Origin of the sequence: Sphaerisporangium album, from assembly GCF_003323745.1 — a bacterium.
Lineage (GTDB): Bacteria > Actinomycetota > Actinomycetes > Streptosporangiales > Streptosporangiaceae > Sphaerisporangium > Sphaerisporangium album.
Genome location: NZ_QOIL01000006.1, coordinates 313,422 through 335,814, shown reverse-complemented (window position 1 = coordinate 335,814; position 22,393 = coordinate 313,422). Strand labels below are relative to the sequence as shown.

The window sequence follows — 22,393 nt, the reverse complement described above, 5'->3', positions numbered from 1 at the left end:
AGAGAGAAGTCATGGGAAACACACATATGGTCCGTTCGGCCGACGGCACCGACCTCGCGTACGAGCGGCTGGGCGAGGGCGCGCCGGTCGTCCTGGTGACCGGCGCGTCCTGTGACCGCAACGTGCACGAGCCGCTGGCCCGGCTTCTCGCGACGGAGTTCACGGTGCTGAACTACGACCGGCGGGGCCGCGGCGAGAGCGGCGACACGCTGCCCTACGCGGTCGACAGAGAGATCGAGGACCTGGAGGCGTTGATCAACGAGGCCGGTGGGACGGCGGCGGTGTTCGGGAGCTCCTCGGGCGCGGTCCTGGCGCTGCACGCCGCCGCGAGCGGCCTGCCGATCACCCGGCTCGCCCTGTGGGAGCCGCCGTTCACCACCGACCCGGACGGGCCTCGCCGGCAGCACGCGTACGCCACCACGCTCACCACGCTGCTCGGCGAGGGCCGTCGCGGCGACGCGGTCGCCCTGTTCATGGGCCTGGTGGGGATACCCGAGGAGATGATCTCCGGGATGCGTCACGCCCCGATGTGGGCGGGCATGGAGGCGCTGGCCCCCACCCTCGCCTACGACGCCGCGGTCATGGGCGACGGCACGATGCCCGCCGACCTGGTCGCCTTGGTGAAGGCTCCGACGCTCGTCGTGCACGGCACCGAGACCGGCGACTGGATGGGGGAGTCGGCCCGCGCGCTCGCCGCCGCCCTGCCGCACGGCACGTCCCACACCCTCCAGGGCCAGAGCCACGATGTCTCCTCGGACGTCCTCGCCCCTGTGCTGAAGGAGTTCCTGGCCTGAGGAAAGGCCCGCGCCTCGGCCCTCGCGCGCCGACCCGGAGCCGGGGACGCGGGGCCGCGTGGGACGGTTCGCTCAGGACCGGGGCACGGGGACCTGCCACCCGCCGGGTGCCGTGCCCCGGCGGGTTCCGGCCGTTCGGGTCAGGGCTCGTAGAAGCCGATGAAGCCGCCCGAGGGGGCGCCGCCCGGGAAGCCGGGAGCGGGCTGGGGGAAGGGGACGCCGAACTGCCCGCCGTACGACCCCTGCCCCGGTTCGCCGTCGTCGTCCGGGTCCTCGTCGTACGGCGGCCCCCCGGCGTACTGCTCGTCCTCGCTCATGACCGGCCGTCCCGAGCCCAGCAGTGACCTGGTCAGGGCCTCGCGCTGGGTGAGCATCTCCTCCAGCGCCCGGCCGAGGTGCTCGTCGGTGAGGACGGGCTCTCCCTCCCCGGCGCGCAGCGCGTCGAGGACGGCCCGGCGCAGCAGTTCCTTGAAGAACGACGCCGTGGCGCCCTCGGTCTTGGCCACCACCGGGCCGAGGTCGGCTTCGAGCCGCAGGTCGCGGGCGTAGAGCCGCAGCAGGGCCGCGCGCCCGGCCTCGTCCGGCTTGGGGATCTCCACGGCGAGGTCCACCCGGCCGGGGCGGTCGGCGAGCGCCCGCTCCAGGACGTCGGCGCGGTTGGTGGTGAGCACGAACGTGACGTCGGCGTCCGCCCCGACCCCGTCCATCGCGTCGAGCAGCGAGAACAGCAGCGGGTTGCCGTCGTCGGTGAAGGAGCGGTCCTGCGCGATCAGGTCCACGTCCTCCAGGACGACGATCGCGGGCTGGAGCCGCCGCGCCAGGCCCGCCGCCTGGGAGACGAACCGGATCGCGGTGCCGGTGACGACGATCACCGTGCAGTCGCTCATGCGTCCCATGAGGTAGCGGACGGTGTGGGTCTTGCCGGTGCCGGGCGGGCCGTGCAGCAGCAGGCCGCGCTTGAGGTGCTGGCCGTGCTCGCGCAGCCGGACGGCGTGCTCGGCGATGCCGATGATGTGCCGCTCGATGGTGGCCAGCACGCCGTCCGGGAGGATCACCTGGTCGGCGGTGAGGCCGGGCCGGGGGAGGAAGGTCACCAGGTCGTTGCCGCGGTGCTCGCTCCAGGTGAAGGACAGGATCTGCCCCCGGTACAGGTCGAGCTCGCGCGTCAGCCGCTCGATCTCGTCACGGGTGCGCGTGGCGCTCGACCGGTCCGGGGCGAGGACGACGATCTGGCACTGCGGGGCCTGGTGCTCCTGGGCGCCGCGCAGCCCCAGCACCACGGGGCCGCCGTCGGGGGAGACGGTCAGGACCAGGCCGAACGAGACGACCTCGGTGGTCTCGTCGGGCCCGATCGCGGCCGTCGCGTAGTCGACCGCGCCCGGCTCGAAGCTGCTCCATCCTTTGGCGGCGCTCGCGAGCATGTTGATGAAGTCCTCGTGCTCGCGGCCCTGCCCGGCGATGCCGAACCACTCGGCGTCCGGGGTGTGCGCGGCGAGGTAGGCGTCCACGCCGCGCTGCAGGTTGACGTGCTCCCACCCGGGGAACCTGCTGACCACGTTGACGACGGCGTTCAGCTCGCAGCCGAGATGGCCGGTGACCCACGCGACGAGCTCGGGCGTCTCGCGGGCCCCTTCGAGCGTCTGATGAGCATCCTTCAGGAGTTCGCTGAGACTCTGCGCCAGCCCCCTGGCGTCGTTGAGATGCATAGGCTCACATTGGCAGAATTCACACGGACTTGCCGAGAATTGTGCGCCCTTCCGGGGGCGACGGAAACCGCGCCCGAAAGAGGCATATTTCCGGAGAAGATGCTCTGACCAGCACTTAGTTCCACAAATGGCCGTATATGGGATTTATTGCTACTGGCACCTATATGGACACCCGCCGCACGGTCAGCGCATTTATCGCGTGCCCACCGCGTGCCCACCCCGTGCTCCGCGTGCCCGCGTGCCCTCCGGGCCGCCCATCGAGGAATCCGGTGATTCCGGAAACCCAGCCACATGTGTCGCAGTAGCATCGGCGGCGTGCGAGTCAGATGGGCAGTCGTCGTCGCTTCCGTTACCGCGGTCACCGCGTCCATGAGCGGCCTGGCCGGCATGCCAGGCGCCGCCGCGTCCGTCGCCGCGTCCGGGGCGACCGGGTCCGGATCCGCGTCCGGGGTCGTGTCCGCGTCCGCTCCGGGCAATCCGAGCGGCCGCGCCTTCGTGCCGCCCGAGGCCAGGGCCGTCGACACCTCGCGCCCCAGCCGCGTCGTCGGGAACGGCACGCCCGCGAGCTGCACGTCGCAGGCCGTGGTCGCGGCCGTGGCGGCAGGCGGGGTCATCACCTTCGACTGCGGTCCCCGCCCGGTGACGATCAAGATGACCGCCACCGCCAAGGTCCGCAACGCCCGGCCGAAGATCGTGCTGGACGGCGGCGGCAAGGTGACGCTCAGCGGCGGCGGCAAGCGCCGCATCCTCTACATGAACACCTGCGACCAGGCGCAGGGGTGGACGACCTCGCACTGCGACGACCAGGAGACGCCCCAGCTCACCGTCCAGAACCTGACCTTCGCCGACGGCGACGCGACCGGTCAGGGGGCCGACGGGGGAGGCGGCGGCGCGATCTTCGTCAGGGGCGGGCGCGTCAAGGTCGTCAACTCGCGGTTCGTCCGCAACCGCTGCGACCCCACGGGCCCGGACGTCGGCGGCGCGGCCGTCCGCGTGCTCGACCAGTCCCGCGACCGGCCGGTCTACGTCGTGAACAGCACCTTCGGCGGAGCCGCGGGCCAGGGCGGCGTGTGCGCGAACGGCGGCGCGGTGAGCAGCATCGGCGTGTCCTGGGTGATCCTCAACAGCGTCATGACGCACAACGCGGCGATCGGGCGCGGGGCCAACCCGGCGCGCGGCGGCACCCCGGGCGGTGGCAGCGGCGGCGCGATCTACACCGACGGCAACCTCTTCAGCGTGCGCGTCGCCGGATCGATCATCGAGAACAATTCCGCTAAGGAGGGCGGCGGAGCGGTCTTCTTCGTCAGCAACGACCGCACCGGCACCCTCCTCATCGAGAACTCGGCGCTGCGCCGAAACCGCAGCGCCGGATTCGAGACCAAGGGCTACCCGGGCATCTTCTTCCTCGGCGCGGGCAGGCCGAAGGTCGTCCGGTCCACGCTGAAGTGACGGGCCGGGGACCTCAGGCCCCGTCCAGGTCGGCGACCGTCTCGACGACGCGCCGCTGCCCCGCCCCGGCCCCTGGCCGCGTATCTGAAGGTGATCTTCCCGCGCGCGGGCGGGGCCCGGCGTGTACGCTCGGCCGCCATGAGCCCCGAGATCCTCGGCAGCGTCGAGCTCACTGCCATCGGCCACGTGGTGACGCGGCACGCCGGCCCGCGGGACGCGCCGTCCCAGGTGACCGAGAACCACGGCGAGCGCGCGCCATGGGTGCGCGGCACCGATGTCCCTCCGGAGGTGCCGGCATGATCACCGTTCGCGACTTCCAGCCCGGCGACGCCGTGGCCATCGCCTCATGGCTTGACGGGCCCGAGGCGCTGTTCGCCTGGTCGGGCAACAACGGGTTCTCCTGGCCGTTCGTCCCGGACGAGCTGGTCGCCGGCCACGCCGCCGACCCCGCCCGGCACGTCCTCGTCGGCGTCGACACCGGCGGCTCCCCGGTCGCGCATCTGATCCTGCGGCCGGACGCCCACAACTGGTCGGCCCGCGTGGGCATGGTCCTGGTCTCGCCCGCGTCCCGCGGCCGGGGGCACGGCGCCGCGATCATGGAGGCCGCGCTGCGGCTGGCGTTCGAGAAGCTCGGCGTGCACCGCGTGGACCTGGGCGTCTACCTGCACAACGCGGCCGCGATCCGCCTGTACGAGCGGCTCGGCTTCGTGCGGGAGGGCGTCCACCGCGAGGTCACCCTGGTCGGCGGCGAGTGGTGGTCCTCCATGAACATGAGCATCCTCGCCCACGAGTGGAGGCCCCGGCTCTCCTGACCACACCGAACCGGTCGCCGCTAACCACGCCGGCCCGTGGTGGCGATGCCCTGGACGAAGTAGCGCTGCCCGAGGAAGAAGATCACGATCAGGGGCAGCGTGGTGACGACGGCGGCGGCCAGGACGATCTCCCACTTCGGGTCGCCGCCCTGGTAGAACTGGTCGACGATCGCCTTGAGGCCGCGCGGCAGCGTGAACAGCGCCGGGTCCTGCAGGTAGATCAGCGGCTTCATCAGGTCGAACCAGCTCGCCTTGAGCTCGAAGATGAACGCGATGATCAGCGCGGGCCGTGACAGCGGCAGCGCGATCCGCCAGAACAGGTCGAAGTACGAGGCCCCGTCCACCCGGGCCGCCTCGAACACGTATCTCGGCACGCCGAGCAGGAACTGGCGCAGCAGGAAGATGTAGAACGCCGAGCCGAACAGGTTCCCCGCCCACAGCGGCACCTGCGTCCCCGTCAGCCCGGCCGCGTTCCAGATCAGGTACGTCGGCACGAGCGTCACCGCCGCCGGCAGCATCATCGTCGCCAGCACGCTGCCGAACAGCAGGCCGCGGCCGGGAAAGTGGAAGTACGCGAAGCCGAACGCCACGAACGCGCTGGACAGGGTGACCGTCAGCGCGGCGGCGACCCCGACGACGACCGAGTTGACCAGCCAGCCGAGGACGGGCGCGGCGTCCCATACGGCGGCATAGTTGGCCGGGGCGAACGGGCGGGGCCACGGCAGGAACGGGTCGGCGAACGTGCGGTCGCGCGGCTTGAGCGAGGCGACCACGAGCCAGACGAACGGGTACAGGAAGATCGCCGAGGCGGCGGCCAGGACGACCAGGAAGAACACCTTGCGCGTCCCCCGCCCGGCCGAGTCCGTTGCGGCTCCGGTCGCGGCGGGCGCCGCCGCCGGCCGCTGGACGCGGTCGATCGTGGTCACGCGCCCTGCTCTTCGGCCTCGTAGTACACCAAGCGGTTGCCCACCTTGACCTGGATCAGCGTGATCACGCCGATCACGAGGAACAGCAGCCAGGCCAGCGCCGAGGCGTACCCCATGTGGAGGAACTGGAAGGCCTGCTGGAACAGGTATACGACGTAGAAGAGGGCCGAGTCGCCGTAGCTCTGCTGGGCGGACTGGTTGCCGAAGAACATCGTGTAGACCTGGTCGAACATCTGCAGTGACGTGATCGTGTTGATGATGACGACGAAGAACAGCGCCGAGCTGATCATCGGCAGGGTCACCGCGCGGAAGCGCTGCCACGAGCCCGCACCGTCGATCATGGCGGCCTCGCTGAGCTCGCGCGGAACGTTCCGCAGCGCGGCGACCAGGATGATCGTCGTGGTCCCGAGGTTCCACAGGGACATGAGCACGATGCCGGGCAGGATCCAGTTCGGGTCGGTCGTCCACTGCGGCCCGTCGATCCCGAACAGGCCGAGGAACTGGTTGACCACCCCTGCCTGGCCGTTGAGCAGGAACAGGAACAGCACGCCGGTCGCGACGTACGGCGTCATGGACGGCAGGTAGAAGACCGTCCGGAACACCCCGGCCGCGCGGCCGGTGACCCGGTTCAGGATCAACGCCAGCGCCAGCGCGATCGCGATGGCAAGCGGGACGTGGAGCGCGGTGTAGATAACGGTGTTGCCGACCGCGCGGGCGACCTTGGGGTCCTCCAGCATCGCGGCGTAGTTGCCGAGGCCCGCGAACCTCGGGCTGTCGATCAGGTCGTAGTCCGTGAACGACAGCACCAGGCTCGCCACCATGGGCCCGAGCTGGAAGACCAGCAGGCCGACCAGCCACGGCAGCAGGAAGAGGTACGCCCACCGCGTCTCCGGGCGGAGCCCGCGCGGCCCGGGCAATGCTCGCCGGGATGCCTCCCGGCCCGCCGTCACTCCCATCCGATCCGGGACCACAGGGGGTTCATCGAATCCGCCTGCTCGTCGTCGCGCTCTTCGGTCTTCGTCTCCGGGTAAGTCATGAGGTCTGCCTCCCTTCGGTTCCTTCTCTCGGTGGCATGGCCACGCGGCTCTCTCCTTCCGGGACGGTCACTGGTGCCCCACACCGTTCAGGGCCCGCTGCGCCTCCGCCTGCGCCTGGCGCAGGGCCTCGGCGGCTCCCTGGCTTCCCTGCAGGACGCGGTTGGCGGCGTCCTGCCACGTCTTCTGGAACTCCGCCGCGGCGCCGGACTGCGGGACGACGAACCCCGCCCGCTGCACCGACCGGATGGTCTTGACCGCGTCGTCGAAGGCCGGACGCCCGCTCGGCTTCACGATCTGGGAGAAGATCACGTCGTCGGCCTTCATGTTGCCGGTGAAGGTGCCGATGTTGACCTTGCCCTCCTTGGCGCGCTTGTCCGCCCGCGCCCTGGCGGCCGCGATCCACGTGTCCGCCGAGGTCATGGTCTTCATCCACGCGCAGGCCGCGCCGGGGTTCTTCGCGCCCTTGGGGATCACCCAGGCGTTGCCGCCCACGTTGTTGACGGGGCGGCCCTGGCGGTCCTTGAACGGCAGGACGGTGATGTCGGCGTCCGGGGAGGCGCCGGCCATGGCGCTGACGAGGAACTGCTCGGTGAGCATCGCCCCGATCTGGTCCTTGGTGAACGGGTTCTCCGCGCCGAAGTAGTCGAAGGTGTCGGCGAACGCCTTGAGTCTTGTCCAGCCGCCCTGGGCCTTGACCAGCCCGTTCGCGTAGTCCAGTGCCTCGACGACCTTCGGGTCGTCCAGGCGCGCGGTGCGCCCGTCCGCGGAGAGGATGTCCGCGCCGTTGGCCTTCGCCCACAGCGGCAGGAACTCCGGGAGCTTCGGGTAGAAGCCGAACCGCTGGATCTTCCCGCCGTCGGACCTGGCCATCTTCGTGGCGAGCTTCGCCAGGCCGTCCCAGTCGGAGGTGTCGATCGCCTTGGGGTCGACGCCCGCGTCCTTGGCCGCCTTGTTGTTCACGAGCAGGACGATCGAGTTGTAGAACTCGGGCATGCCATACCATTTGCCTGCATACCGCACCTGCTGCTGGGCGGCCGGGTAGAAATCACCGGTCGCGATGCCCTCCTTGGCGACGCAGGAGTCCAGCGGCTGGACAGCGCCGCGGGCCGCGTACCCGCCGATGCGGTCGCGGGACATGTAGACGACGTCGGGCGGGTTGCCCGCGGCGACGGCCGACAGGAACGCCTGCTCGTCGAACTGCCCCTGGTTGATCGTCAGCTTGACGTCCGGGTACGCCTTCTTGAACTCCTCGACGCGGACCGAGGCGATCTCGTCGGGCAGCCCGAACCCCATCGTCGTCAGGCTCTTGCCGCCCCCGCTCGCACTCGCCCCGCTCGCGCCGCCGCCGGCCCCCACTCCCCCGCACGCCGCCAGGGCACCCGCCACAAGGACCGCGGTCCCGGCGTGGGCCATCGTTCGAATGTTCACATCCCCGTGCTCCCTGTCAGCCCCTCAGGTCATGACCCCTGATCGGGTAAGGGGCGTCTTCCCGCCCGAAAAGGCTTAAACGCGATCGCCTCACAAGCAGGGGCAGGACGGGTGAGGCGGCGCGTGTCGTCGCCTCACCGCCCGCGTACGGGGCCGGACCCGCGGCGTCCTAGCGCAGGCGCGGCAGGACCTCGCGGGCGTAGAACTCGAAGAACGCCTCCTGGTTGGGGCCGATCTGGTTGATGTGGAGCTCGTCGAAGCCCGCGTCCACGTACTGCCTGATGGCCCTGACGTGCTCCTCCGGGTCCGGGCCGCACGGGCTGCCCGCCGTCGCGTCCTCCACCGAGACCATCTCGGCGAGCTGCTCGAAGTGCCGGGGCAGGGGCAGGATCTGGGACGCCTCCCCCTTGATGCCCTGGGTCGGCCACAGCCGGTGGACCGTCTTGCGCGCCCGGTCCACGTCCTCGTCGTAGCAGACCTTGAGGCCCCCCTGGACGGGCTTGCCCTGCCCGCCGGATGAGTGGAACTTCTCGACCAGCTCGGCGCTCGGGCCCGTGCAGATGTAGCCGTCGCCGATCCGCCCGGCCAGCTCGACGGCCTTCGGGCCGAAGCCGGAGATGTACACCGGCGGCGGGGTGTCCGGCAGCGTGTAGATGCGGGCGGTGTCGACCTTGTAGTGCTCGCCCCGGTGCGTGACCAGGCGTCCCGTCCACAGTTCGCGCATCAGCCCGACGGCCTCTTCCAGCATCTCCAGCCGCTCGCTCGCCGGAGGCCAGCGCGTGTCGATGATGTGCTCGTTGAGCGCCTCGCCGGTGCCGACGCCGAGCCGGAACCGGCCCTCGGAGAGCACCGCGCTGGTCGCCGCCGCCTGGGCGATCACCGCCGGGTGCACGCGGACGAGCGGGCACGTCACGGCGGTGGTGATCGGCAGCGAGGTGGCCTCGGCGACGGCGCCGATCACCGACCAGACGAACGGGCTCTGCCCCTGCTCGTCCAGCCACGGATGGTAGTGGTCGGAGATCCACAGGCTTTCGAACCCGGCCTGTTCGGCGAGCTTCGCCTGCCGGACGAGCTCGCGCGGGCCGTGCTCCTCGCAGGACAGGAAGTATCCGAAGGTGGTCATCGTCGCCTCCTGGGTTTCTCGGGTACAGGAGGCCCATACCCCCGAGACCCAGGGCAAACAGGCCGCCCCGCCGGGCTTACGGCGCGGCCGGGGCGTCGATTCCGCTCACACCGAGGCCAGGGCGTCGATCTCCACCAGCATCGACTCGTGGGGCAGCCCGACGAACACCGTGGTGCGGCACGGCAGCACGCCGCTCGGGCAGTTCTCCTCGACGAACGCGCCGTACGCCTCGTTCATCAACGGGAAGTCCTCGCGCTTGGTCAGGTACACCCGGAACATCAGCACGTCCTCGACGCTCGCGCCCCCGGCCTCCAGGATCGCCTTGACGTTCTCCAGCGTCCTGCGCGTCTGCGCCCGCACGTCGCCGGGGTGCACGAACTCGCCGGTCGCCGGGTCCTGCGGGCCCTGGCCGGAGACCTGCAGCAACGGGCCCTTGCGGACCCCCTGGGAGAACACCCACGCGGGCGCCGGCGCGTCGTCGGTGCGGATGGCGGTCTTGTCACTCATGGCGGTCTCCCCAAGATCGGCTTCCACGCGTCGTGCGTGGCGGGTAGAAAATAGCGCAGATCACCGAGCGGACCACGAAACCGCGCCCCGTCCACCAGGAGGCCGCCGTGCTCATCGACGCCGCCGCCGTCGCCGCCCTGCGCGACGAGCCGTTCGACTGGCGCTTCAAGTCCCTGCCCCCGGGCGTCTCCGGCGCCCCGGTGACCGTGGGCGAGTACCTCGCCGGGCGTCCCAGGGCGGCGGACTTCGGCACGCCGCTGCTCACGCTCGAACGCCGGGCCATCGAGCACAACCTCGCCGCGATGGCGTCCTGGACCGCCGCTGCCGGGGTGTCGCTGGCCCCGCACGGCAAGAGCACGATGGCCCCCGCGCTGTGGCGGCGCCAGCTCGACGCCGGGGCGTGGGGGATCACGCTGGCCAACCTGCCGCAGCTCCGCGTCGCCCGCGCCTTCGGCGTGAGCCGTCTCATGCTCGCGAGCGCGCTCACCGACCCCGCCGGGCTCGCCTGGATCGCCGCCCAGCTCGACGCCGACCCGGCGTTCACGTTCCTGTGCTGGGCCGACTCCCCGCGCACGGTGGAGATCATGGACGCCGCCCTGCGTGCGGCACCGCACCGCACGGCCTTGCGCTCCGCGGCGCGGCCCGTGGACGTCTGCGTGGAGCTCGGCGCGCCCGGCGGCCGTACCGGCGCCAGGGACGAGGCCGAGGCGCGGGCCGTCGCCGAGGCGATCCGCGCCGCGCCCACCCTGCGCCTGGCCGGGATCGCCGGGTACGAGGGCGCGCTCGGTCACGACGCGTCCCCCTCCAGCCTCGGCGCGGTGGACGCCTTCCTCAAGCGCATGGCGGCCCTGCACGGCGACCTGCCCTACGAGGTGGACGAGCCGGTCGGCACCGCGGGCGGCAGCGCGTACTTCGACCAGGTGGTGGACGTCCTCGGCGGCCTGCACGGACGGCTGGTCCTGCGCTCGGGCGCCTACATCATCCACGACGACGGCTTCTACCGCGCCATCTCCCCGTTCTCGCGCGGCGACGGCTCACGGTCCTCGGGCGCGGCCGACTCCCCGTCCTCACGCGTAGCCGGCCCGGGACCGCTACGGCCCGCGATGCACGGCTGGGCCCGCGTGGTCTCGCGCCCCGAACCCGGGCTCGCCCTGCTCGACGCGGGCAAGCGCGACCTGCCGTTCGACGAGGGGCTGCCCGAGCCGCAGGCCGCATGCGGCAGGCCCGCCGACGTGCTGCGCGGCGCGCGGGTCACGGCGCTCAACGACCAGCTCACCTTCCTGTCGGTGGAGCCCGGATCCGCGCTCGACTGCGGCGACGTCGTCCGCCTCGGGCTCTCCCACCCGTGCACGGCCTTGGACAAGTGGACGCTGATCCCGGTGATCGACGACATCGAGGCCGACGATCCGGAGGTCGTGGACCTCGTGAGAACCTTCTTCTAGAGCTTCGGGAGGACGGATGAGCGGCACGGCCGGCGGGTGGCCCGGCACGACCGGGCTGGTCGTCCGCGGGGCCACGGTCGTGGACGGCACCGGCGACCCCGCGTACCTCGCGGACGTCACGGTCACCGGCGGCCGTATCACCGACATCACCCCGCCCGGGTCCGCAGTGGCCGGCGGGCGGCGGGTTCTGGACGCCACGGGCCTCGTCCTCGCGCCCGGGTTCGTCGACATGCACGCACACTCCGACCTGGCCCTGCTGACCGAGCCCGCCCACCTCGCCAAGGTCGGCCAGGGCGTCACCTGCGAGGTGCTGGGACAGGACGGCCTGTCGTACGCGCCCGTGGACGACGCCACGCTCGCGCAGCTCAGACGGCAGATCGCCGGATGGAACGGCGACCCCGAGGGGTTCGACTGGGACTGGCGGACGGTCGGCGAGTACCTCGCCCGGCTCGACCGGGGCATCGCCGTCAACGCCTGTTACCTGGTGCCCCAGGGCACCGTCCGCGCGCTCGCCATGAGCTGGGACGCGCGCCCGGCCACCGAGCGTGAGCTGCTGCGGCAGAAGGAACTGGTCGCCACCGCGATGGCCGAGGGCGCGGTCGGCATGTCCAGCGGGCTCACCTACACCCCGGGCATGTACGCGAGCACGGACGAGCTGGTCGAACTGTGCCGGGTCGTCGCCCGGCTCGGCGGCTACTACTCGCCGCACCACCGCTCGTACGGCGCGGGCGCGCTGGAGGCGTACGCCGAGATGATCGAGGTGTCACGCGCGTCCGGCTGCCCGCTGCACCTCGCCCACGCCACCATGAACTTCGCCGTCAACGCCGGCCGGGCCGGGGACCTGCTGGACCTGCTCGACACGGCCATCGCCGGCGGCTGCGACCTCACCCTCGACACCTATCCCTACCTGCCCGGCTCGACGACCCTCGCCGCGCTCCTGCCGAGCTGGGCCTCCGAGGGAGGCCCCGGCGACACGCTCGCCCGCCTCCGGGACCCCGTCACGGTCGAGCGCGTCCGGCACGACATGGAGGAGGTCGGCTCGGACGGCTGCCACGGCGTCCCCGTCGACTGGGCGACCATCCAGATCTCCGGCACCCGCTCGCCCTTCCTCATCGACCGCGTGGGCCAGACGATCGCCGACCTGGCCAGCGATTCCGGCCGCGCCCCGTTCGAGGTCTTCCGCTCACAACTCCTGGATGACGACCTCGGCACCACGATCCTGCAACACGTGGGCAACGAGGAGAACGTCCGCGCCGTCATGCGCCACCCCGCGCACACCGGGGGCAGCGACGGCCTCCTGACCGGCGCCCGCCCCCATCCCCGCGCCTGGGGGACGTTCCCCCGCTACCTGGGTCACTACGTCCGCGACGAGCGCGTACTCACCCTGGAAGAGTGCGTGGCCCACCTGTCCGGCCGCCCCGCCCGCCGCCTGAAGCTGCTCGACCGCGGCTTCGTCCGCGTAGGCCACCACGCCGACCTGGTCCTCTTCGACCCGGAGACGGTCACCGACACCGCCACCTACGAGGACCCCCGCCGCCGGCCCTCCGGAATCCCGTACGTCTACGTCAACGGCGTAGCCGTGATCACCGACGCCCAGCCCACGGGCGCTCTCCCCGGCAAAGCCTTGCGCCGCACCCCCGCGGGCACTCGCGCCCTCTGACGAACCACGAACACCGCACGAGTACCGGCGGGTGCCTAAGTGCCGGCGTGGCCGCTCACCACCTGGGTCGGGGGGCGCTGTCAGTCAGGGCGCGCTTCCTCTTGTTCTCTCTCGCCCGGTGCGGCGGGTGGGAGGGATGCCATCGCGGCGTCGCGGTCCATTCCCGTGGCCACCAGGAGGTCCACGGTGATGGAGCGCACCTGTGCGGCCACGACGCCGGAGGAGAAGCCCGTGTCGCCGACCAGTGCGGTGTGGCCGGCGCGGGCGAGGGAGAGGGCGACGCGGCGGGCCTGTTCCGGCTCGACGCCGGAGGCGAGTTCGTCGCGGAGCAGGCGTGCGACCTCGGCCAGGCCGTACAGGACGCCGGTGAAGTCGGGGTGCATCGGCTCGCCGTCGCGCAGGGCCGCCAGGGTGCGGCGCAGGAGCACCCGGGTGTTGCGCAGCGCGTGGTCGATGTGGGTGCTCGCGGCCTGGTAGCGGGCCAGCCTGCCGCGGGTGCGCCAGCGTAGCGGGCTCAGGAACGCGGTCTCGCGTCCGGTCTGGAGCGCGTCGCGCAGCCGCTCGACGGCCGCCTGCGAGCCGCGCGCCTTGTCCAGCGAGTCGGCGGCGAGCGGGATGTCACGTCCGGCGATCGCCTCGGCGGCGCCTTCGAGCGCCTCGGCCAGCTCGTCCAGGACCACGCGCCCGTGCCGGTGGACCAGCGCGACCGGGTCGGAGGGGAGAAGCGCCACGGTGGCGATGGCGACGAAACCGCCGACGAAGGCGTCGAGCATGCGCGCGGTGCCGCCGCTGCCGCTGGGCGGCAGTAAGGTCGCGACCAGCACGGCGGACGAGCCCGCCTGCAGGGCGATCACCGGCCCCTCGTCCAGCAGTACGGCGACGGCCATGGCCAGCGCGACCACCAGGGCGATCTGCCAGGGCCCCGAGCCGATCCGCGCGATGAGCACGTCGCCGACGCCGACGCCGAGCCCGACCCCGACGACCATCTCCAGCATGCGGCGCACTCGTCGTCCAAGGGCCACGCCGATGCAGATGACGACGGCGATCGGCGCGAAGAAGGGGCTGGGATGTCCGAGCACCTCCTTGGCCACGACCCAGGCGATGGCCGCGGCCGCCGCGCACTGGAGGATGGACGGCACCCTGGACGCCAGCCTCCGAAGTCGGCGCCGCACGTTCCCCTCCACTGCTGCGATTCGTGTCAGCGCGCGGAGGTCGAACCGGCGCGTCCCTGGTCACCGCCGCCGAGCCATGGGCTGAGCCCGGGCGTCGTCGGTACCCGCGCATCTTACTTCGGACAAATCATCATTCGTCCTCCGCGTTCGACAGGTGAACGCGCCCCTGCGGGGCAGGGGACGCGACGGGTGGCGCCGGAAAACAGATCGGATCTCCTTCCGCGATCATGTTCGCTCGCCGGTTTCCCGGGCAGCGGCACTCCTGTGATCGGTTCCATCGTGGTGGGCGCGCCATCGCGCCGGATTCGGGGGTGACCATGAAGGTGGTCGGTATCGCGGGAAGCCTGCTCTCCCAGGCCTACGTTCGCAGGCTGCTGGACGCGGCGGGCAAGGAGCTGCCGACGTCGGCGGACTTCCGGATCTGGGACGGCCTGGACCGCATCCCGCCCGTCTCCGGCGACACGCTGCCGCGGCCGGTGGAAGACCTCTGCCAGGCACTGTCCGCGGCCGACGGCGTGATCATCGCCGCCCCCGCGCACAGCGTCCTGCCCGCGCAGCTCGTGCACGCCCTGGACTGGATGTCGTCCTCGCACGGCAACTGGGCTCTCCTCGGCAAGCCGGTCATCGTCCTGACGTCCTGCGTCCACCCCTACGAGTCGATGTGGACCCAGACCCTGCTGCGCCGCTCCCTAAGCGCCGCCGGCGCCCTCGTCCACAGCGCCGACCTGCCCACCAAGCCGACCCCGACCCGCTTCGACCCCGACGGCAGGCTGGCCGACCCGAAGGCCCGCCACCACCTCCGCAAGGCCCTCACCCACCTGCGCCCGCCCACCCTCACGGCCACCATCACCATCCCCACCCAGCGAACCATGACCTCGGCCCACTGACGAACACGACGAGCACGGACTTCGCCGCGGCGCGAAGCCCGGTCAGCGGGGGAAGATTGAACGCTCAACTAAGTCGGTACACTGGGCGTATGGGTGAGGTTCGGTGGCTGGATGACGATGAGCAGAGGATGTGGCGGACGTTTCTCTGGGCGTCGCGGCTGTTGCATGAGTCGCTCGATCGGCAGTTGCAGCGGGACGCCCGGATGCCGCACACCTACTACGTCATCCTGGCCATGCTCTCCGAGGCTCCCGACCGGTCGCTGACGATGAGCGAGCTCGCCCGGCTGGTCCAGTCGTCGCCGAGCCGGCTGTCGCACGCGGTGGCCAAGCTTGAGGCGCAGGGCTGGGTGAGCCGGTGCAAGCGCCCGGGCGACGCGCGTACCAACCTCGCCCGGCTGACCGACGAAGGGTACGCGGTGCTGGTCGAGGCCGCGCCGGGGCACGTCGAGGAGGTCCGGCGGGTGCTGTTCGACCACCTCAGCCCCGAGCAGGTACGGCAGCTTCAGGCAATCTTCGAGAGCGTGCTGGCGGGCCTGACCTCCGGAAACGGAGACTGAGTGAGGTAGGCGACCGGTGGCCGAGCCCGCGAGTCATCCGGCCAGGACAGCAGCGATCCGATCCAGCGGTGAAGGTCGGGACCCACTGCGACGAGGAACGCCGCCGCCCACAGGATCCATGATCGTCGCGAGACGGGACCGCGGCCTACATGTCTGGACCTGGTCGGAGCTGAGAGGTGGTCAGGGGAGGACGCGGCCGAGGATTCGGGCGTACATGCGGCCGGGGCTGGGGATCGACGGTGGGGTGAGGAAGCCGGGGAGCATGGGGAGGTCCACGGCGAAGGGGGTCAGCTGTTCGTACAGGGTGTCGGCGTCGGCGGGGCGGGCGTCGGGGTCCTTCTCCAGGAGGCCCGCGATCAGGCGGTTCAGCGGGTCCGGGACGCCGGGGACGCCGGGCGGGCGTTCGTTGACCTGTTTCTCGAAGACGGCGTACTCGGTCGGCCCGACGAAGAGCTGCCGGCCGGTCAGCATCTCGTGCAGGACGCAGCCGAGCGCGTAGAGGTCGCTGCGCGGCCCCGCGGCGCCGCGCTGGATCTGCTCGGGCGACATGTACGCCGGGGTGCCGAGGATCTGCCCGATCCGGGTGAACTGGGCGACGTCCGCCTCCCGGACCATGGCGAGGCCGAAGTCGAGCACCTTGACGCTGCCGTCGGGGCAGAGCATCAGGTTGGTCGGCTTGAGGTCGCGGTGGCAGATCGACAGGGAGTGGGCGGCGGACAGCACGGCGCACGCCTGGGCGGCGATGGCGGCGGCCCAGGGGACGGGCAGGGGGCCGTGCTCGCTGACCAGGTCGGCGACCGTGACGCCCTCGATGAACTGCAGGACCTGGAACAGGCGCTGGTCGAAGGTGCCGAAGTCGTACAGGACGGGCGCGCCGGCGTGCTCCAGCCGGGCCAGGATGCGCGCCTCGCGCATGAAGCGCTGTTCCAGCTCGGCGTCGTGCCCGCCGGGGAAGCGGAGGAACTTCACCGCCACCCGGCGGTCGAGGTGCTTGTCGTGGCCGGCGTAGACCGCGCCCATGCCGCCTTGGCCGAGGGGAAGGTCGTCAAGGACATAGCGGTCGCCGATGACCATTCGCCCCTCCTGATGATCTATCGGGGGAAAAATACACCCTCAGCCGCTGGGCCGCAGATGGCCGCCGACCAGTCCGTCAAAGCCTAACCGGATCAGCGCCTCGCCCAGGGCGGCCGTCTCGCGCAGCCGGTCCTCGAGGTCCAGCAGCTCGCGGAACGCCTTGCCGTAGACCTGCTGCTCGGGCAGGGAGAGCCGGGGGATCCGCACCCGGCGCGCGTCCACGCGGCTCGCCCCCGGATGTGAGCGGGCCGAGCCCCACGCGCCCGCGTACCGGAGGAAGCCGGCCAGGAAGTCGGGGTCCATGCGCTCGGGGTCCACCCGGTAGAGGTACAGCTGCGGGCCGAGCACCGCGCCGCCCTCGGTGACGGTGCGGGCGGCGCCCTCGCCGGTCGCGCCCGCCGCGACCACGTCCCCCGGTTCGAGCGTGACGTGGCCCGGGTCGGGGGAGGTGCGCCCGGACGGGGGGCCGCCCGCGGCGAGGTCGGCGGCGGTGAGCACGGGCACGTCGCCGGGGCCGGTCGTCGTCTTCGGCGGTCCCTGGTGGATGGTGAGCAGCCCGGCGCGCACCAGCTCGCCGACGGTGGTGCTCGGCAGGTCGCGCGGCTCGGCGAGGACGCCCAGCGAGGGCGGGGCGCCGGGCAGCTCGGCGGCGGAGGCGCGGAAGCGTTCCGAGATCGCGACGAACCCGGCGGCGGGGTCCTCGTCCGCGCGCAGCGGGAGGTGGCGTGCGGGGCCGAGGTCGACCTCGTCGTCCAGCAGGTCGATGATGCGGACCGCGCGGCACGGACCGGGCGGCTGCGCCTCCGGGTCGGTGGTGAAGGCCCGCCATGCGGCCTCCACGAGGGACGACGGCTGGGCGGCCTCCGCCGAGGCCGGGCCGGAGGCGGCGTCCATCAGCAGGACGAGCGACGGCGGGCGTTCGCCGGGGCCGGGGCGGCGGAGGAGCCACAGGTCGGGGCCGCCCGCCTGCAAGGTGATCACCGCCCGCAGCGCGCCCGCGCGCAGCAGGTTGCCCCGGATGCGCTTGCCGGGACGGCGGCTCGCGGCGGCCGGGGGCATGAGGATGGCGACCAGCCCGCCCGGGCGCACGTGGGCCAGACAGTGCTGCACCCAGGCCAGCTCGGGCTCGCCGCGCGGCGGCAGGCCGTACTCCCAGCGCGGGTCGCCGGTCAGCTCCTCGTAGCCCCACGCCCGCTCGTTGAACGGCGGGTCGCAGACCACGACGTCGGCGCGCAGGCGCGGGAACCCGTCCAGCCGCAGGGAGTCCCCGGCGACGACCTCGGCGTGCGTGCCGCGCAGCAGCAGGCGTACGGCGGTGAGCAGCGCGGTCGTGTCGCCGCTCTCCTGCCCCAGCACCCGCGCGCCGCCGAAGGGCAGCAACAGCGCGCCGATGCCGCAGGCCGGGTCCAGGACGGTCGCCGCCGTCCCCGCGTCGCCGCCGGGGGTGGTCCGCAGGTCGTGCAGGGCCAGGCGGGTCAGCAGGCCGGCGATCTCGGGGCGGGTCACCGAGAGCTGACGGGAATGGGCCTCGACGTAGCGCTCGCAGAGCAGCTCGAACGCCTCCGCGGGGCCCTGCTCGGCGGCGAGGTCGGCGAGCAGGTGGTACAGGCGGGCGTCGATGAGGTCCCAGGCGACCGGCACGGGAAGGTCGGCGGTGGCGCCGGCGGCGGCCTCGGGCAGCAGTTCGGCGAGCTCGGGGGTGCGCGCGAGGTTCTTCCAGTCGCCGGGGTCGCGGCGCAGGTAGAGGAGGAAGGCGCCCGCGCAGCCGACGCGTTCGCCGAGGCGCAGGTCGTCGCCCGAGGCGCGTAGCCGCTGCCAGACGCGGTCACCCAGCGACATCTCGTACGATTTGCCGTTACGACGGAGCCAGTCCTCGACCTCGGGAAGGGAGAACAGCGGGCTCGCCGCCGTGCCGCCCACGGGCTGCGGGAAGTCGTCGTAGCGGCGCCGCCAGTTGCTCACGGCCGCGCGGCCGACGTCGGCGAGCCGGGCGATGTCGCCTGCGTTCAACATGGCGTCGTGTCCCATTTCCCTCGCTTCTCCCTGCTCGCCCGTGGTTTGCCCCGGCTCCCCAGGGTCAGATTAGTCCACCATGCCGCTGCGATCCACAAATTAGATGCTTGTGAAGTGTTTCAACCAATGATTTACTGAGGCCATGTCGAACAACGCGACGCTCACGCTGCGTTACGCGGCTCGCACCGACGTCGGCCTTCGCCGTCCGCGCAACGAGGACGCGGTGTACGCCGGCCCACGGCTGCTCGCCGTCGCCGACGGCATGGGCGGGCACAGCCACGGCGAAGTGGCGAGCGCGACCGTCATCGCCGCCCTATCCGTCCTCGACAGCGACCCGCCGGGCGCCGACGTGCTGGGAACGCTGGAGACCACGATCACCGAGGCCGGCCTGCGGCTGAAGGACATGGCCGCCCGCGATCCCAAGCTGACCGGCATGGGCACCACCCTCACGGCGATGCTGTGGGACGGCAGGCGCTTCGCGCTCGCCCACATCGGCGACTCTCGGGGCTACATGCTGCGCGACGGCTACCTGTACCAGATCACCCGCGACCACACCCTCGTCCAGTCCCTGGTGGACGACGGGCAGATGACCGCCGAGCAGGCGGCCGCGCACCCGCGCCGGTCGCTGCTGATGCGGGCGCTGGGCGGCAGCGGCTCGGTCGAGCCCGACCTGTCGATGCGCGACGCGTACGCGGGGGACCGCTACCTGATCTGCTCGGACGGCCTGAGCGGCGTGGTGTCCGCGCAGGCGCTGCACGAGACCCTGAGCTCGGGCGACGACCTGGGCGAGGTGGCGCAGCGACTGGTCGACCTCGCCAAAGAGGGCGGAGGGCCCGACAACATCACGTGCGTCGTCGCCGAGGTCCTGCCCGCCACCTGAGCCGGCTGGGCGGGACGGAGGGATCCGGCCGCCCGCCTTCCGAGCTCCGGCCTGGACGGGGATCCGCGGCCGGCGCCCCGCTGGGGCCAGATCAGACGAGTATCGTAAACCTCCGTTCTAATCGCGACATTTCGGGTAGCGCGCACTGTCATGCCCCGAGCCACCGTGATCGCCCCCGGATTCCCCGAGCCGGCCCGCCCAGGTGCGGCACACCGCGCCGCCTCCCGTAGGGCGGGAGGCTGACCATGGGAACCGCGACCACGGTGCCCGAGACGCGGTCCATGGACGGCGACGAGCTCGACGCCGACGACGCCTGGGCGACGCTGCGCCGCTACGGCGGCTGGCCCCTCGTCCGCGACTCGTTCGTCCGCTTCCGGTACGGCGACGGCTTCAGCCACTCCCGGGCGCTGGCCTTCCAGATCTGCCTGTCGGTGATCCCCGGCGTGATCGCCGTCGTGGGGCTCAGTTCGGTCCTCAACCAGGAGCGGCTCGGACGGGTCCTGGAGCTCACGATCCACCAGTTCGCGCCCGGCTCCGGCGGCGAGATCGTCAGGGACGCCCTGGACACCAGCCGCCGCCACGCCGTCGACGGAGGCGCCATCGCCCTGTGGCTCGGCCTGCTGACGGCGGTGATCGGACTGACCACGGCCATGGCGCAGATCGAGCGGGGCGCCAACCGTATCTACGGCGTCGAGCGGGACACCCCGTTCCGCCACAAGTACACCAAGGCCCTGCTCATGGCCGTGACCGCCGGGTCGCTGATGACCGTGGGGTTCGTCATCCTGGTCGGCGGCAAGGGGATCGGCCGGGCGTTCGCGCAGGTGTACGAGTGGAGCGACACGACGGTGGCCGTGTGGACGCTGCTGCGCTGGCCGGCCGGCTTCCTGCTGGCCGTGCTGTCGGCGTCGGTGCTGTTCCGGACCGCGCCCCGGCGCCGACAACCCGGGCACACCTGGCTGGCCGGCGGCGCGATCGTCGCGCTGGCGCTTTGGACGATGTTCAGCTGGGGGCTCGCGATCTACGTGGAGAGATCGGGCTCGTTCGGCGAGACGTACGGACCGCTGACCGCAATCGTGGCCCTGCTGCTGTGGTCCCTGCTCAGCTCGGTGGCGCTGTTCCTCGGGCTCGCCTTCGCCGCGCAACTGGAGGCGTGCCACGGTGGGGTTGGAGACCCGGCCACGCGGGACCCCGGCCCGGCGGGCGGCCGTACGGGGGGCGCGAGGAGGGTACGGGGCCCCACGCGGGATGAGGTCGTGAACACTGCGGCGGAGGTACGGTGAACGATGAGCACTTACGGTGACCACCTCGGTTCCCATGGTGAGCACAGGCGGCCGAAACCGGCCGGCGCATCGGACCGGGCGCGCGATGCGAACGGTGACGTGGGCGACGCCCGGAACGCCGCGACCGGACGGAAGGCCGGGGCGGGCGGCTGGTTCGGACGGCGGGTCGACCGCGACAGAAACCTCGGCCTGCGGCTCACGCTCGCGACCGGCGCGGTGTTCCTGTTCCTGGTGCCCTTCACGCTGCTCGCGGTGCTGGTCCACACCTCGTTCGGGCCGCTGAACGACCTGGACGAGGGCGTCGCCCGCGACCTGCACACCTACGCGATGGCGCATCCCGGCTGGGTGACGTTCCTCCAGGCCTGGACGGACGTCTTCTCCCCGGGCGTCTGGCGCGTGCTGGTCGGGCTGGCCGTGGTCTGGCTGCTGCTGCGGCGCGCGCCGAGGCTCGCACTGTGGGCGGCCACGACGATCACGGTCGGCGGCCTGCTCGGACTGGCGCTCAAGGGCCTCACGGCCCGCGCCCGCCCCCACCTGCCCGACCCCGTGGCGCTCGCTCCGGGCTCGTCGTTCCCGTCCGGGCACGCGCTCAACGCGACGCTGGGCGCGGGCGTGCTGGTCCTGTTGCTGCTGCCCCTGCTGAAGGGGCGGTGGCGGACGGTCGCGTGGGCGGTCGCCGCCGTGATCGCCCTGGGCGTCGCCTACACACGGGTGGCGCTCGGCGTGCACTGGGTCAGCGACGTGGTGGCGGGCGTCGTGCTGGGTGTGGCGGTGATCGCGGCCACCACGGCCGCATTCGAGACGTGGCGCCGGGACATCGGGCGCCGTCCCTCCGAGCCGCTCCGCGAGGGTGTCGAGCCGGAGGCCAAACAAGAGATATTCCCGAAGGGACACCAAGATGGTCACGGAGGCTAGCCAGGCCAGGACGGCGGACGGCTCGCGGTGGTCCGCGGTCATCGCGTGGGTTCTGCGCCTACTGTTACTCCCGGTCGTGCTGATCGCGGCCGTCACCGACGGCGTCGGATGGCTGATCACCAGGCCCTTCCACAGCGAGGTGGCGGGCGAGGTGGCGGTCAACGAGGGCCTCGCGCAGGACCGCACGCCGCTGTTCGACACCCTCACGCACTGGGGGTCCATGCTGTCCGACACGCCGGTCATCGTCGTCCTCACCGCCCTCGCGGCGATCGCCTTCCGGCTCGTCTTCCACCGGTGGCGCGAGTCGATCTTCATCATCCTCGCCGTCTGGTCGCAGTCGCTGGCGTTCCTGCAGGCCACGGTGTTCATCGACCGTCCGAGGCCCGGCGTCCACCACCTCGACCCCGCGCCCCCCACCTCCAGCTTCCCCTCCGGGCACACCAGCGCCGCCGTCGGCTTCTACTGCGGCATGGCGCTCGTCCTCGCCCTGCACACCCACCGCCACACCGCGCTCAAGGCGCTGTGGTGGGTGATCGGCCTCGCCGTCCCGCTGATCGTCGGCGTCTCCCGCCTGTACCGGGGCATGCACCACCTGACGGACGTCACCTGGGGCCTGCTGCTCGGGTTCGCCTGCCTGGCCGTGGTGGGCTACGCGATCCTCGGCACCCCGCTGTTCCCCGGCGGGCGAGGACGTGACGTGGCCACGCGGTAACCGAGGGGCCACGTAAGGT

General features: G+C 72.0%; 21 protein-coding genes. 12 read left to right on the top strand and 9 right to left on the bottom strand.

The window, feature by feature from the left end:
* Positions 1–11: 11 nt before the first annotated feature.
* Positions 12–794 (top strand): alpha/beta fold hydrolase, encoded by a 783-nt coding sequence (locus tag DQ384_RS13520; RefSeq protein ID WP_245966452.1) that lies wholly within the window; start codon positions 12–14, stop codon positions 792–794.
* A gap of 140 nt (positions 795–934) precedes the next feature.
* Here the strand turns inward: DQ384_RS13520 and DQ384_RS13515 are convergent, their stop codons facing one another.
* A complete protein-coding gene (locus DQ384_RS13515) occupies positions 935–2,500 on the bottom strand; it encodes an AAA family ATPase (protein WP_114029099.1) in 1,566 nt (521 codons plus the stop codon).
* Between the two features lie 315 nt (positions 2,501–2,815).
* Between DQ384_RS13515 and DQ384_RS13510 the strand changes: the two genes are divergently transcribed.
* The 3 genes from DQ384_RS13510 to DQ384_RS13500 all read left to right on the top strand — a co-directional run bounded on the left by DQ384_RS13510 (position 2,816) and on the right by DQ384_RS13500 (position 4,761).
* Complete coding sequence (locus DQ384_RS13510; RefSeq protein WP_114029098.1) at positions 2,816–3,949, top strand: hypothetical protein; 1,134 nt, start codon at positions 2,816–2,818, stop codon at positions 3,947–3,949.
* A gap of 138 nt (positions 3,950–4,087) precedes the next feature.
* Positions 4,088–4,249 carry a hypothetical protein gene (locus DQ384_RS41215; RefSeq protein WP_181871187.1) on the top strand — a complete coding sequence of 54 codons (162 nt, stop codon included), beginning with the start codon at positions 4,088–4,090 and terminating at the stop codon, positions 4,247–4,249.
* The gene (locus DQ384_RS13500; protein WP_181871186.1) at positions 4,246–4,761 is read left to right on the top strand and encodes a GNAT family N-acetyltransferase; all 516 of its coding nucleotides are present in this window, start codon (positions 4,246–4,248) and stop codon (positions 4,759–4,761) included. The genes DQ384_RS41215 and DQ384_RS13500 overlap by 4 nt, the downstream gene beginning before the upstream one ends.
* A gap of 20 nt (positions 4,762–4,781) precedes the next feature.
* On the opposite strand, the gene DQ384_RS13495 is transcribed toward DQ384_RS13500, so the two are convergent.
* The 5 genes from DQ384_RS13495 to DQ384_RS13475 all read right to left on the bottom strand — a co-directional run bounded on the left by DQ384_RS13495 (position 4,782) and on the right by DQ384_RS13475 (position 9,782).
* Complete coding sequence (locus DQ384_RS13495; protein WP_114029095.1) at positions 4,782–5,687, bottom strand: carbohydrate ABC transporter permease; 906 nt, start codon at positions 5,685–5,687, stop codon at positions 4,782–4,784.
* Complete coding sequence (locus DQ384_RS13490) at positions 5,684–6,604, bottom strand: carbohydrate ABC transporter permease (protein WP_220182916.1); 921 nt, start codon at positions 6,602–6,604, stop codon at positions 5,684–5,686. The genes DQ384_RS13495 and DQ384_RS13490 overlap by 4 nt, the downstream gene beginning before the upstream one ends.
* Before the next feature lie 186 nt (positions 6,605–6,790).
* Entirely contained in the window at positions 6,791–8,152 is a 1,362-nt protein-coding gene (locus DQ384_RS13485) for an extracellular solute-binding protein (protein ID WP_220182915.1), read from the bottom strand.
* Between the two features lie 169 nt (positions 8,153–8,321).
* A complete protein-coding gene (locus DQ384_RS13480) occupies positions 8,322–9,275 on the bottom strand; it encodes an LLM class F420-dependent oxidoreductase (RefSeq protein ID WP_114029092.1) in 954 nt (317 codons plus the stop codon).
* 105 nt (positions 9,276–9,380) lie between these two features.
* Complete coding sequence (locus DQ384_RS13475; protein ID WP_114029091.1) at positions 9,381–9,782, bottom strand: RidA family protein; 402 nt, start codon at positions 9,780–9,782, stop codon at positions 9,381–9,383.
* A gap of 107 nt (positions 9,783–9,889) precedes the next feature.
* On the opposite strand from DQ384_RS13475, the gene DQ384_RS13470 reads away from it, so the two are divergent.
* Both DQ384_RS13470 and DQ384_RS13465 read left to right on the top strand, forming a co-directional pair.
* On the top strand, positions 9,890–11,224 hold the full coding sequence (locus DQ384_RS13470; protein ID WP_114029090.1) for an alanine racemase: 1,335 nt from the start codon (positions 9,890–9,892) through the stop codon (positions 11,222–11,224).
* 16 nt (positions 11,225–11,240) lie between these two features.
* Entirely contained in the window at positions 11,241–12,884 is a 1,644-nt protein-coding gene (locus DQ384_RS13465) for an N-acyl-D-amino-acid deacylase family protein (protein WP_114029089.1), read from the top strand.
* 80 nt (positions 12,885–12,964) lie between these two features.
* Here DQ384_RS13465 and DQ384_RS13460 read toward each other — a convergent pair whose 3' ends face one another.
* A complete protein-coding gene (locus DQ384_RS13460; RefSeq protein WP_245966451.1) occupies positions 12,965–14,056 on the bottom strand; it encodes an FUSC family protein in 1,092 nt (363 codons plus the stop codon).
* Between the two features lie 317 nt (positions 14,057–14,373).
* On the opposite strand from DQ384_RS13460, the gene DQ384_RS13455 reads away from it, so the two are divergent.
* Both DQ384_RS13455 and DQ384_RS13450 read left to right on the top strand, forming a co-directional pair.
* Positions 14,374–14,943 (top strand): NADPH-dependent FMN reductase, encoded by a 570-nt coding sequence (locus tag DQ384_RS13455; protein ID WP_181871184.1) that lies wholly within the window; start codon positions 14,374–14,376, stop codon positions 14,941–14,943.
* A gap of 89 nt (positions 14,944–15,032) precedes the next feature.
* Positions 15,033–15,500 (top strand): MarR family winged helix-turn-helix transcriptional regulator, encoded by a 468-nt coding sequence (locus DQ384_RS13450; protein ID WP_114029087.1) that lies wholly within the window; start codon positions 15,033–15,035, stop codon positions 15,498–15,500.
* A gap of 180 nt (positions 15,501–15,680) precedes the next feature.
* Here the strand turns inward: DQ384_RS13450 and DQ384_RS13445 are convergent, their stop codons facing one another.
* Positions 15,681–16,574, bottom strand: a complete 894-nt coding sequence (locus tag DQ384_RS13445; protein WP_114029086.1) for a serine/threonine-protein kinase — start codon at positions 16,572–16,574, stop codon at positions 15,681–15,683.
* Positions 16,575–16,613: 39 nt separating this feature from the next.
* The gene (locus tag DQ384_RS13440; protein ID WP_245966450.1) at positions 16,614–18,587 is read right to left on the bottom strand and encodes an N-6 DNA methylase; all 1,974 of its coding nucleotides are present in this window, start codon (positions 18,585–18,587) and stop codon (positions 16,614–16,616) included.
* 142 nt (positions 18,588–18,729) lie between these two features.
* Between DQ384_RS13440 and DQ384_RS13435 the strand changes: the two genes are divergently transcribed.
* The 4 genes from DQ384_RS13435 to DQ384_RS13420 all read left to right on the top strand — a co-directional run bounded on the left by DQ384_RS13435 (position 18,730) and on the right by DQ384_RS13420 (position 22,374).
* Positions 18,730–19,467, top strand: coding sequence for a PP2C family protein-serine/threonine phosphatase (locus DQ384_RS13435; protein ID WP_114029084.1), 738 nt, complete (start codon positions 18,730–18,732; stop codon positions 19,465–19,467).
* 245 nt (positions 19,468–19,712) lie between these two features.
* A complete protein-coding gene (locus DQ384_RS13430) occupies positions 19,713–20,747 on the top strand; it encodes a YihY/virulence factor BrkB family protein (RefSeq protein WP_114029083.1) in 1,035 nt (344 codons plus the stop codon).
* 99 nt (positions 20,748–20,846) lie between these two features.
* Positions 20,847–21,662, top strand: a complete 816-nt coding sequence (locus tag DQ384_RS13425; RefSeq protein WP_245966449.1) for a phosphatase PAP2 family protein — start codon at positions 20,847–20,849, stop codon at positions 21,660–21,662.
* Positions 21,646–22,374, top strand: a complete 729-nt coding sequence (locus DQ384_RS13420; RefSeq protein WP_114029081.1) for a phosphatase PAP2 family protein — start codon at positions 21,646–21,648, stop codon at positions 22,372–22,374. The genes DQ384_RS13425 and DQ384_RS13420 overlap by 17 nt, the downstream gene beginning before the upstream one ends.
* The last annotated feature ends 19 nt before the right edge of the window (positions 22,375–22,393 follow it).